The sequence below is a fragment of the Tunturiibacter gelidiferens genome, assembly GCF_014201335.1.
Lineage (GTDB): Bacteria > Acidobacteriota > Terriglobia > Terriglobales > Acidobacteriaceae > Edaphobacter > Edaphobacter lichenicola_E.
On record NZ_JACHEB010000001.1, the window covers coordinates 744,905 to 756,558 of the forward strand.

General features: G+C 55.9%; 10 protein-coding genes and 1 tRNA gene. 6 read left to right on the top strand and 5 right to left on the bottom strand.

Annotated features, from left to right (window positions below):
* The first annotated feature begins 18 nt into the window (after positions 1-18).
* Genes HDF14_RS03185 through HDF14_RS03200 form a run of 4 tightly spaced genes read left to right on the top strand, consistent with a single transcriptional unit; the run spans position 19 to position 3,956 of the window.
* Positions 19-1,473 carry a YncE family protein gene (locus HDF14_RS03185; protein ID WP_183973420.1) on the top strand — a complete coding sequence of 485 codons (1,455 nt, stop codon included), beginning with the start codon at positions 19-21 and terminating at the stop codon, positions 1,471-1,473.
* Positions 1,452-2,759: a DUF11 domain-containing protein gene (locus HDF14_RS27125; RefSeq protein ID WP_183973421.1), complete on the top strand. Its 1,308-nt coding sequence runs from the start codon at positions 1,452-1,454 to the stop codon at positions 2,757-2,759. The genes HDF14_RS03185 and HDF14_RS27125 overlap by 22 nt, the downstream gene beginning before the upstream one ends.
* Positions 2,704-3,108: a YncE family protein gene (locus HDF14_RS03195; protein WP_183973422.1), complete on the top strand. Its 405-nt coding sequence runs from the start codon at positions 2,704-2,706 to the stop codon at positions 3,106-3,108. Before HDF14_RS27125 ends, HDF14_RS03195 begins: the two co-directional genes overlap by 56 nt.
* Complete coding sequence (locus HDF14_RS03200; protein WP_183973423.1) at positions 3,081-3,956, top strand: hypothetical protein; 876 nt, start codon at positions 3,081-3,083, stop codon at positions 3,954-3,956. The genes HDF14_RS03195 and HDF14_RS03200 overlap by 28 nt, the downstream gene beginning before the upstream one ends.
* Before the next feature lie 549 nt (positions 3,957-4,505).
* Here HDF14_RS03200 and HDF14_RS26300 read toward each other — a convergent pair.
* A complete protein-coding gene (locus HDF14_RS26300) occupies positions 4,506-6,227 on the bottom strand; it encodes a TonB-dependent receptor domain-containing protein (RefSeq protein ID WP_313899469.1) in 1,722 nt (573 codons plus the stop codon).
* A 25-nt stretch (positions 6,228-6,252) separates the two neighbouring features.
* The gene (locus HDF14_RS26305; RefSeq protein WP_260697975.1) at positions 6,253-7,872 is read right to left on the bottom strand and encodes a TonB-dependent receptor; all 1,620 of its coding nucleotides are present in this window, start codon (positions 7,870-7,872) and stop codon (positions 6,253-6,255) included.
* A 720-nt stretch (positions 7,873-8,592) separates the two neighbouring features.
* On the opposite strand from HDF14_RS26305, the gene HDF14_RS25955 reads away from it, so the two are divergent.
* Entirely contained in the window at positions 8,593-8,826 is a 234-nt protein-coding gene (locus tag HDF14_RS25955; protein ID WP_221304521.1) for a hypothetical protein, read from the top strand.
* Entirely contained in the window at positions 8,805-10,664 is a 1,860-nt protein-coding gene (locus tag HDF14_RS03210; RefSeq protein WP_260697976.1) for a M13 family metallopeptidase, read from the top strand. Before HDF14_RS25955 ends, HDF14_RS03210 begins: the two co-directional genes overlap by 22 nt.
* A gap of 173 nt (positions 10,665-10,837) precedes the next feature.
* On the opposite strand, the gene HDF14_RS03215 is transcribed toward HDF14_RS03210, so the two are convergent.
* The 3 genes from HDF14_RS03215 to HDF14_RS03225 form a co-directional block, all read right to left on the bottom strand.
* Positions 10,838-10,993: a hypothetical protein gene (locus HDF14_RS03215; RefSeq protein ID WP_183973424.1), complete on the bottom strand. Its 156-nt coding sequence runs from the start codon at positions 10,991-10,993 to the stop codon at positions 10,838-10,840.
* 163 nt (positions 10,994-11,156) lie between these two features.
* Positions 11,157-11,233: transfer RNA gene (locus HDF14_RS03220), tRNA-Pro, on the bottom strand.
* A 103-nt stretch (positions 11,234-11,336) separates the two neighbouring features.
* Positions 11,337-11,609: an oxidative damage protection protein gene (locus HDF14_RS03225; protein ID WP_183973425.1), complete on the bottom strand. Its 273-nt coding sequence runs from the start codon at positions 11,607-11,609 to the stop codon at positions 11,337-11,339.
* Positions 11,610-11,654 lie beyond the last annotated feature (45 nt).

Sequence of the window (11,654 nt, forward strand, 5' to 3'; positions counted from 1 at the left end):
CTGTGTTAGGGCAATTTTATGACGCCGACCATCTCATCCATATCTCCTGGAAGCATCGTCGCTGGCCCGCCTTCGCAGACAGTGACCTTCACCGGTACGGGCTATGTTGCGTCCACAGCTGCGGCTCTGAATGGCACCGCACTACAAGCAAAATACGTCAGCGCGACGAGCTTGCAAGTGGCTGTGCCTGCGTCTGCGTTGGCTTCCGGACAGATAGTGAGTTTTGTTGCCTCAAATCCTTCGCCGGGAGGAGGCAACTCTGCAGCAGCGAGTTTCTCGATTATGAGTCCGACGCCTATTCTTACCGGGCTTTCGCCACAGACGGTACCTCAAGGTGCTGCAGCAACAGTTACGGTTAACGGCAGCGGCTGCGAGGCAAACTCCGTAGTTATGTGGAACGGCGTAGCTCGGCCTACGGTCTTCGTCAACGGCACGACGTTGCAGGTGTCATTAACGTCTATGGACTTGCAGAGCTATGGCACGGGCCAAATCACTATCAACAATCCGGGGCCAGGCGGCAAAACTACGACTCCAACTGAACTTGTGGTGGCCGCAAACTTGCCAACGATCTTTTCCGTCAGCCCATCGAGTGTAGCGGTCAACGCCTCCTCGAATGTGCCGGTATCGGTTAGCATTTCCGGAAGTGGTTTTGCGCCAAACGCGACGGTTCAGGCCAATGGCCAGTTCGTTCGAGTATCTAGTCAGAGCGCTACGAACATCCGTATCTCGATTCCACCGACGTTCTTTACTTCCGCAGGCTCGATCCAGATTGTAGTGAGCAATCCTGGTTCCCCTGCAGTTCAGTCGAACTACGCAACGGTGACCATAGCAACCCCCGCTGTTAGCTTCAGCATCACGCCAAACTCGGTGGCAGCCGGTAGTCCCGACACGCAGATCACTGTCTCTGGAAGCAGCTTCTTCCAGGACTCCATAGTCGAATGGAATACCACACCGCTCAGCACCGCCTATGTAAGCTCCACTCAGTTGACGGCAGTTATTCCGGCCTCGTTGATCTCGGGCTTTGCGCAGGCTAGCATTCAGGTTTCGACTCCGGAGTCTCAGGGCCAGCCCTTGCCTCCGCAGCCGTTCACAACGTTTCTAGCGCTGCCAATCAACGACATCGTCTACAACGCAGTCGATGGCCTCATCTACGCCTCGATTGCGGGTTCGGCCGGCGAGGGCCTTGGCAACAGCATCGCAGGCATCGATCCCAACACTGGCGTCATCCTCAAGACGATCTTCGTCGGTAGTGAGCCAACTCGTATCGCGCTCTCGAGTGACGGTACCCAGCTATTCACTGGACTCAACGGTGCCGGCGCTGTACGTCAAGTAAATCTGACTACAGCCACTGCGGGTCTTCAGTTTTCGCTTGGCGGCGACCGGGAGTCTACAACGCGCCGTACGTCGCATCGGGCCTCGCTGCACTTCCTGGTCAACCTAACTCGGTCGCGGTGTACGGGAACAACGGCATAGTAACCATCTTTGACTCGGGCGTAGCCAGGGCTAAAAGCAGCTCAGGTCTCAGCGCCTATTTCAACCAGAACTACGGCGGGCTCGCCTTCGGCAGTTCTGCTTTGACTCTCTATCTCAACTCGCAATCTATCGGATCGAACCTCTATACACTGACCATCGACGCGACAGGCATAACGGCGGCAACTCAGCTAGGCCGTGGCAACGCTGGTGGCACGACGGTGCAATACGACAACGGCCGTCTCTACCTTTCACCCGGTGCTGTGGTTGATGCAGGCACCGGTAATCAACTCGGGCAGTTTTCTACGACCAGCCCCATCTCTACAACTCCGACTGCGGTCTCAGGGCCCGTCGTCTCGGACTCAACGTTGGGACGTGCATGGATCGTACCTGCGTCGGTGCTGGAGAACACTAATCAGATCCTTGCCTTCGATGAGAGCACGTTCAATCCGACCGGAAGTCTTCCGGTGACCGGCATCGGCTCATACCCGTCGAACTCCTTCAATTCAACTCCAGCGGACCTGGTCCGTTGGGGTCAGGACGGACTGGCCTTCCATACCTCTTCGCAACTCTATGTCCTTCACGGCCCAATCTTGAAAGACACTTCTACTTCGCCTGCTGATCTAGCCGTCAGCATCCAGGCACCAGCGGCCGCGTCCACGGGTATAGCCTTTACTTACACCGTGCAAGTTACGAATCTCGGTCGAAATGGCTCGACGGGCGTAACCCTTCACACCGCACTGCCGGCCTCTGCCATCAATGGAGTTGTTACTCCGTCGAAAGGAACCTGCGGCGGCGACAGCTCACTCGACTGCGATCTCGGAATGATCGCTAACGGCAGCTCGGCCAATGTCACGGTCTCAGTGACGCCGACTACCTCGGGAACGCTCGGGATGACCGCAACTACCTCTTCAGTCAGCTTTGATCCAGTCTCCTCTAATAATCAGACGACCGCGACTACGACAGTCACCGGCAATCCTTTCAACCCATCGCCCATCATCACTCAACTGTCTCCTGCGCTGGTTGCCGCCGGTAGTTCTACCCTGACTATGACTGTGGATGGAACTGGTTTCACTGCGGCCTCCAGCGTGTTGTGGAACGGACAACATCTGCCAACCACGATTGTGAGCAGCGGCCAGATGACTGCGACCGTCGACTCTTCTCTGGTCCAGCAGCTCGGCTGGGCTCAAGTCTCAGTAACCACACCACACTTGGAGGCGGACAGTCGCCGCGTTGCACCTGCACATCTATCAACTGCTGGATGTACCTGCAAGTGCCATCAACTTTGATCCCTTTACGCGGAAGATCTATGCTGTTCTACTCAGCACTTCGACGACAATTACCGGCAATAGCCTGGTTGTCATCGACCCGGCAAACGGAAGTGTAGGTTCACCAATCCAGGTTGGCAGTGATCCAAATCTGCTCTCTGAAACCAGCGATGGCAACTATCTTTACATCGGTCTCAGCGGTGCCAAGAGCCTGAGTCGCTTCAACCTCCTCAATCAGACGCTCGATCTTACAGTTCCAATCATCTCCACTTCAGTTTATTCAAGCGGGAATGTTGCAGCATCGCCATCGCCACAGTACCTGGCTCCGACTCGAGCCTTGCCGTGGAACTCGGGTATGCCACAGGCATAGGCATCTTGGAGATCTCCGGTAGTACTGGAACTTTCCGAAACAAACTGACGCAGATCTACTCCGGGGACAACCCCGTTTTTGCCGACGCGACCCACTTCTACGCCTATGATTCCGAAACCTCTGGTGCGGAGTTCTACCGTTACAGCATCGACGCGACTGGAGCAACATTGGTCGATGGAACTACGCTGAACGGACTAGGTGGCTTCGGAGGTGAGTTCGCCCTAGACGGCGGCCTCGTCTTTGGTGCAGGCGGTGGCATCATCAATCCCAGCACGACTCCGCCCTTGCAAGTTGCAATCCTTCCTCTTGGAAATGGCCCGTATTCAAGCGGTCTGGTCGGAGGTGGAGTGGTCCCGTATCAGGCGGAATCCAAGGCCTTCGTCGTCGGCGTCAACGACGCAGGTACAGCTGCCTACTTCCTAGAGCGGTTCGATACGCAGCACTTTACACTCGAACAGCAAATCCAACTGCTCGGGAATTCGGTCTCAGGGTTGAGCGGAACGCGTTTCGGTCAGGACGGGCTAGCTTACCTGGTGCCCAACACAGCAACTTCTCAGACGCCCCAGATCTTCCTATCCGCGGGCCATTCGTACTTCCTGCGGAGGCAGCCACCTACCCACCGCCAACTCTTACCAATGCCAATCAAAGTACCATCGGCGTTGGCACCGGCAATCTGTACCTCACGATCACAGGCACCGCTTTTCTCCCTGGCGCAGTGGCACTTTGGAATGGATCTCCCCGTACAACAACCTTCATCGATAGCACTCATCTGCAAGTGGCCATACCCGCATCCGACCTCGCGATTGCACAAACCATCACGCTTGGCAGCCAGAACCCTGGCTCCGTGAGCTCCAATCACTTGTCCATCACTATCCAGTGAGAGAAACATACCTCGACAAGAGGCGACTGCACCCGTGGTCGCCTCTTTTGTTTTATGGAATCTGAAATGACTTGAGCAGTGTGAGTTGTGGCACGATCGGCTACTAGAGACTCTGTCAGAGCGACACAGCCGCGTCACGAGACGGGACTTTCACAAACCCGCGTTGGTTGCCGGTCGAACGATCTCGTCCAGAATTATGGAAAGTCTTAGCTCTCTAGCGACTCTCCATTGTGGATTACAGAAGTGTTGGTCGGTCCTGGTAGACGACTTTCGAACTTTCGTTACCAATGCGAGCGCTGATGTGACCCTGGAGGATCGCGTTGTTTCCCGCTTAATCCCGAACGAATGACGGGTAACCTTGCCGCTTCCTGACTGGGCTCTTCCACGTCGGATTGAAAAATAATAAAACACTATGAGATCAGGCGCAGATGCAGCTTCTATGAAGGCCAACTTCTCTGTTAACCGCAAAAGGGCGACAGCCGAAGCCCGCCGCCCTTCGGAAAACAACGGTAAGGGTTTAGAACTGGGCTCGAATCCCTAACTGAACCTGCCGTGGCGTGTAAGTGAACCCGCTGGCGTTCGAGTTTGTCACGGCCCCGAAAAGAGGTTGGGCTGAGTTCGCGCTGCTCGTGTTAAACGTGAGCAGGTTTCCCGTTACCTGTTTCGCTGCATTGGTGGTAGTACCGATGAAGTATCCGGTCGTATTCACCGACGTGACATTCTGACGATTCAGAATGTTGAAGCTCTCCCCCAGCAACTCAAACTTCACCCGTTCCGCAACAGTAAAGCGCTTCGAGAGGCGTAGATCGAGAACATTCGTGTTCGGCTGCTGAAGCCCGTTGCGCTCAAACCCAGGGAGACGGAATGTCCCGTTGCCTGTGCCGGTTCCGCCCGATCCGTTTGCGCCACTCCCCACCGCGTTCAACTGTGCACCGTTGACAAGCCCGGTCGACAGCGTTCCGCTAGTGGCCAATGAATAGGGCAACCCGCTCTGCGCTAAGAAGTTTGGCGAAATCTCATAGTCGTTCAGAAGGTAACTCTTCAAACCCGTGTAGTGCCACGGTGCTGTGGCAACTGCAGTCAAAACGAACCGGTTCGGAACATTTTGGTTGGAGTTTCCATACTCCGCGCGAAGATTTGTCGGATCCACCAACGCGTTGGCAGAGGTACCCGTCTGGTTGTTTTCCCCGTTGTCCAGCGCATGAGACCACGTGTAGTTCGCCATGAACTGCAGGTTGTGTGTCAGACGATGCGAGATCTGGCCCACCAACCCCTGGTAGTTCGAGTTCACACCGCTGAAGATGTTCGTCTTCGATCCAAAGTTACAGTCTGGACGCTGGCTCGGGCACACCTTCGACGACGCTGTGCTCTTCGCAAAGAAGTTCGTCGTAAAGGTAGAACCGTTTGCTAACGGGCCCTTTCTTGACGTATCTACCACCGTGTAGGTCACAGAGGTCGGAGTTGGAAGGTTCTCATCTACGAAGCTCGGCAGACGTCGTCCAAACGATCCCAGCCAGGTGACGCTGACGACGGTATTCCAGCCGATGTCCTGCTCAACCGCGAGGTCTGCCTGGTGAATCTCAGGCAGCTTGAAGTTCTTGTCGAAAAAGGTAGAGTTCGGGGGCGTTCCAGTGTTCACCAGAGCCGGAATGACCTCCGGAAACACCGGGGCTCCTGCGCTCGTCGAAGTATAAGTAAAACTCGGCTGACCGTTGAGTGAACCCGTGTTGATCAGCGCGTTGTAGATAGTCGAGTTGATGACGCGAGCAAAAAACTCTCCGTACCCGCCTCGCAGAACTGTCTTGCCACTTCCAAACATATCGTAAGCAAATCCAACGCGCGGACCGATGTTGGTCTTGTTGCTCGGCATGGAGCCAGTCTCGGGAATCGATGAAACGACAAGGTCGCTCACCGGCGAAGGCAACTGCTCGTACTCATAGCGGAGGCCACCGGTCAGGCTCAGGCGCGGGTTCAACTTCCACTCGTCCTGAACAAAGAAAGCATAGTCGTTGGTAGTGAAATCGAGACCAGACCGGCCGAAGCCCTGCGTGTACGAGCTGTAGTTGTGTGCCTGCGAAACTGTGTTGGGATTCTGCGAGAGGTAGAGATCCGTGAGGTAGTTCGTCAGCGTCGAGTAACTGTATCCACCGTACTGCGCGAAGAGATTATTGATCAGGTCGTACGTATGGATGTAGTCGCCACCGAATTTGATGCTATGGTTTTCGTGAATCCAGTTCACCGTATCGGCAACCTGAGTGCGACGCTCATCCGGCAGCGCGGCACGTTGCAGGAACGTTTGCGTGCCGAAAGTAAAGCCGTTGGTAATCGCGACACTCGGCGGAAGCCCCCCAAAAGGATTGCTGTAGCCTCCCAGCGTCGGTTCCTACCAAGTTCGATGTCTCGTACGGCGATGGATCCTGGGCAAACTCGAACTCAAAGTCGCGGCCATACTGATACCGGACTTCGTTGCTGATGCTATTCGTAATCACCGTATCCAGCTTCGCAATGCCGAACGTATCGCGCACATAGTCATTCCCAAAGCTATGCGAGCCGTCGAAGACCGTTGCAGCCGTCTGAATACCGGCGGGCGAGATCCAGCGTAATCGATTCACCTCAAACGAAGCATGATTCTTTCCGTTGATCTGCCAGTCCAGCTTAGGAAAGAAGACCGTCTGATCGCCGGTTCGCGGCACGCTGCCAAGCAGTGTATTCAGATTCGTAAGCCCGCTGACGTAGTCGGTTGCGGCTGCGCCATACGTGGCCAGCTTCAGATTGGTCTGCAGCGTACACGCCGACGCGTCGATCGCACTTGGCGCCGTCGCACCTGTCCCGCCGCACACCTTACCGGCTGGAAGCGCCGCGTCTGGAGTGGCGAAGAAGCTCGAAGGATTGCTCGCAGCCGCCACCGCCGGAAAGTTTCTCTGAAAGCGGTCACCCGCGAAGAAGAAGAACAGCTTGTCGTGCAAGATTGGTCCACCGACTGCACCGCCCCACTGCTTGCGTCGATCAGTCGGTTTGAAGTTCTCCGTCGTAAACGGACCACCTGGAATCAGTTGCACAGTCTGTGTCGTGAACGCGTTCGCAGCTCCCCACTCCGCATCGCGATCGTAAAAGTATGCCTCGCCGTGAAACTGATTACCACCTGACTTCGTGATCGAGTTTACGACGCCACCAGCGGATCGGCCGTACTCCACCGAGTAGTTCGACGTATTGACCTGGAACTCCTGCACCGAAGCCTTGGCCGTCGAGTAGCCTGCGCGCGTGCGGCCACGCTCCTCTGAGAAGTAGGCCTGATTATCATCAGCGCCGTCGATCGTCACGTTATTAAGCAACGTGCTCTGGCCACGAAAACTCAACAAACCAAACCCGCTCGAATCCGCAACCACTGCCGGCGTCAGGAGCGCGTAGGCCGACCACCGGTAGTTATTCACCGGCAGATCCAGCAGCGTCTTCTGATTGATGACCCCGGAGAAGTCCGGCGAAGTCGTATTGAGCATAGGCGCCTCGCTGGTCACCTCGACCGTCTCGCTCGCATTGCCCACCGGCAACTTAGGAGAGAGGTCCGTCAGCACACCGACCTCGACGATCACCTCGACAGAACGAAAGGTGCGGAATCCCGGCGCCGTAATTGTAACCGTGTAGGTTGCAGGCTGCAGATGGATCACCCGGAAGACACCGGAGTTATCGACTTTCACATTCTGCTCGGCGTTTGTCGCATTCGAGTGGACGAGTACGATCGCGCTCCCAATTGCCGAACCACTAGAATCCTCCACCGTACCGCCGATTGCGCCGTCGACAGCCGACTGCCCGTAGCCATGCAGCCCTGTGCCCATACAGAACGCCGCAATTAGCGCGCACCGCATCATTAGTCCCGAAATCTTCATTCTGGTCTCCTGAATTGACTCGCCCTGCAGACTGCGCACATACTTCCGCGCCGCCTGCTATGGGCCAATGATCTAATCAAATGTGCGAGTCCTGACCAGACTCGCATGTCGCGGTTAAGAGAGGATTACGAAATGTAAAAGCAGTGTCTCGTGCGGGAGTCCACCACTCTCAAAGATCACGACATAACCCTGTCCAGCGTTGAAACTGGCTTCCCGCTCGCAAATTACTCTCGATTAATGGAGATATTGATGAACCAAGAATTCGTATCAAGGTCGGTAACGGCTGCTTAGCCTTCCGTCGAGAAAGTTTCATTTCCAACACCCTAGTCCACTTCCCACTTCAACCCCGAGCACAAAACACAGCGCTGCGTTCACGGCCTCGGCTCCAACTGATCTAGCTCCACCACAACCCTCAAAGTCCCTGTAGGCTCGTTCCTCTACGACGACGCCACCGGCGAGCTCACTCGACTAACGATCTTCCCGATCGTGATCGCTCGCAACAGCCGAGTACGTGCGCCATAACTCAACCTCAGCGGGTGCCTTCGGGGACAAACATGACCCGCTTTCTGGGGACTGTTTTTTTGCGCCAACGGCGAGGCAGTATATTTTTAGACACGGCGAACCAACCCGGCGAAACATTGGGGTTCTGCGCAAGCCGTCTCGTCGAGGTTGACCATTTGTGGCGAACGGCTGCGATTGAGCGGTGACTAAGGGGCAGAGATGAGTTTCAACTTTACCTATTCGGTCTGCCTCGCACTTGCCTGCTTGAGCGCCGGGAGCACTACGAAGGCGCAGGAGTCGAACAAGCCCCAATATGGCAGCTGGGGAATTGACCTCACCGCGATGGACCCGAATGTCAAACCAGGCAATGATTCAATCAGTACGCCTCAGGCACGTGGGTTGCCCGAACGCAAATCCCGCCTGACCAGCCCTTGGCTTCGCTGCGCCACCTGATGTCCGACATCACCGAAGCCCGACTTCATGAGCTTATGGAAAAAGCTGCCGCCGCTGCACCCGCGCAGCCGGTAACGCTGGAGCAAAAGGCCGGAGCCTTCTATAAAGCATTCCTGGACGAGGCGCGGCTTGACACGCTAGGCGCAGCCCCCATCGGACCAGAGCTAAGCGCAATCCGCGCGGCTAAGGACCGGCAGGACATTGCAGAGCTCATGGGCCGCAACAATACCGATTTCTATGCCACCATCTTCAGTCTGGGAACCGATGTCGATCTCAAAGACACCAGCCGCTACGCCGTATATGCAACTCAAGGGGGGCTGGGTCTCCCGGATCGGGATTATTACCTCGAGCCCACCTTTGCTTCACAGAAGGCGGCCTTTCAAACATATATAGCCAAGCTCTTAGCCCTGGTCGGGTGGGCCGAACCCGAAACCAATGCCGCCGCCGTTGTCGCCTTCGAAACCCGGGTGGCAGATGCGAGTTGGACCAGAGCTCAGCAGCGCGACGTCGAGGGCACTTACAATCCGCAAACACAGAGCGAGCTTGCCGTTCTGGCCCCCGACTTCGCGTGGCAAAGATTCCTGCTAGGCGCAGACCTTAACGGCGTCGATCGCCTGGTGGTGTCGGAGAAGTCTGCATTCCCTCGTATCGCGGCCATCTACGAATCCACTCCGCTAAAAGTTTTGCAAGCGTGGGAGGCGTTCACAGTTGCCGACAATGCAGCCTTCTATCTTGCGAAGCCATTCTCTGAAGCACGCTTTCAATTCCGCGACAAAGTTCTTTCCGGCCAGTCTGAGGAGCAAGTGCGATGGAAGCTTGCCATCCGCGCCGTCGGTGGCGGAGATTGCACAGGTGACCGCGTAGACTGTTTCGGTAATATGGGCTTCGGCCTGGGTCAGCTTTATACCGCGCAATACTTTCCGCCCTCCTCCAAAATCAAGATCGAAGAGCTCGTCACCAACATCAAAGCGGCCATGCGTGCACGGCTGGAACGACTCGATTGGATGAGCCCGGCCACCAAGGCTAAGGCACTGAAGAAACTCGATACCTATCAAATTAAGGTTGGCTATCCCGATCATCCGCCGGCCTACTCCACGCTGGTCATACGCGCGGACGATCTCGTGGGTGACGTGCGGCGGTCCGGGGAAGCGGATTGGCGGTTCTACACGTCGCGGCTTCATGGACCCGTCGACCGCACGGACTGGTCAATGACTCCGCAGACCAACGACGCCTACAACGGATCTCTACGCGACATCGTCTTTCCCGCCGGCATTCTTCAGCCGCCTCTGTTCGATCCCGCAGCGGACCCAGCGGTCAACTACGGTGCAATCGGCGCCGTCATCGGTCACGAACTGACGCACGGCTTCGACGATGAGGGACGTAAGCTTGATGCGGCGGGGCAACTCCATGACTGGTGGAGCAAAGCCGACTCAGACGCCTTTGAGGCCAGGGCAAAGAGTCTGGGAACGCAATATTCCAGCTATGAGCCCGTCCCCGGTGCACACATCAATAGGGACCTGACCATGGGAGAGAATATCGCCGACCTGGGTGGTATCAACGTTGCGCTCGAGGCCTATCACCGCTCGTTGAACGGACCTGCTCCGGTGATCGATGGCTTCAACGGCGATCAGCGCGTGCTTCTCGGATGGGCGCAAGCCTGGCGGGGCAAGGCGCGGGAAGACTACATACGAAAGCAAGTCATCTCTGACCCTCACTCCCCTCGCGCGTTCCGGGTAATCGGCCCAACCCGCAATGTGGACGCCTGGTATGCGGCCTTCGGAGTAAAGCCAGGGGACTCGTACTATCTCCCTCCCGATCAGCGCGTGCGTATTTGGTAACTCTTGCTGCGCTGTCGCTCGACGCGTTTATCGGACAGCAGTGGTCCACAGTTGGATCCTTCTGAGGCCACTGTTGTATTTGTGAAAATGCGTTGGTTTGCAGTTTGTGCGGCACTTTTGGAAATTCACACGGATCTGAGTTCGATCCACGTGAGTCGGATGCGACATTGCTGCTACTGAATCACAAGGGTCAGCTTTTGAGAGACTGCCGTGTTGCCCGCCACGGCGGTGACGGCTAAAGCGTAGGTACCAGGGGGCGTCACTGCAGGACTTACACGTTGCGAATTTCCTTTGGAGCCACCACCACAAGCCATCAGTAACCCGGCCAAGATATTAATAACTCCTCTTTTGGGCAAAAAGTGCACAGAATGGCGAGCTTCAATATCGTTGCCGGTGGAAGCGACGCTTTCGGCGTGTGCTCCACAGCGGCACAAGTTCGAACACGACAAATGGCTTTGGCTGTAAATTGTTGAAAATAAATAGAAAAATGAATGGTCGGGACGACTAGATTCGAACTAGCGACCTCACCCACCCCAAGGGTGCGCTCTACCAGGCTGAGCCACGTCCCGACTATTGGTTTGCACGTCAGCCCAGGCGGGCGACGGCGGGGTATCCTGCAGTTCTAAGTGTACACGACCTGCCATCTATACGAGAATTCAGGCGGCCTCCTATCTACGTCGTAGGCGCCACATATTCCTTCGGCAACGAACCACCTTCACCAAAGAAGAATTCGTTCATCTGCTCCACCAAAAACTCCTGCGCCTCGCGTGTCCAAGGTTGTAGACGGTACTCATTCAATAGCATCTTCTGCCGTTCTACCCACTCACCCCACGACTTCTTTGAAACATTTTTGAATATCTTCTGGCCAAAGTCCGAATCGAACGGCGGCTCGTCCAGCCCTTCCATCTCAACCTTGAATCGTGTATCGAAAACCATGTGTGCCATTCTTTTGAACTCCTTGGAACTTTTATTTTACGATGCCTTACGAAT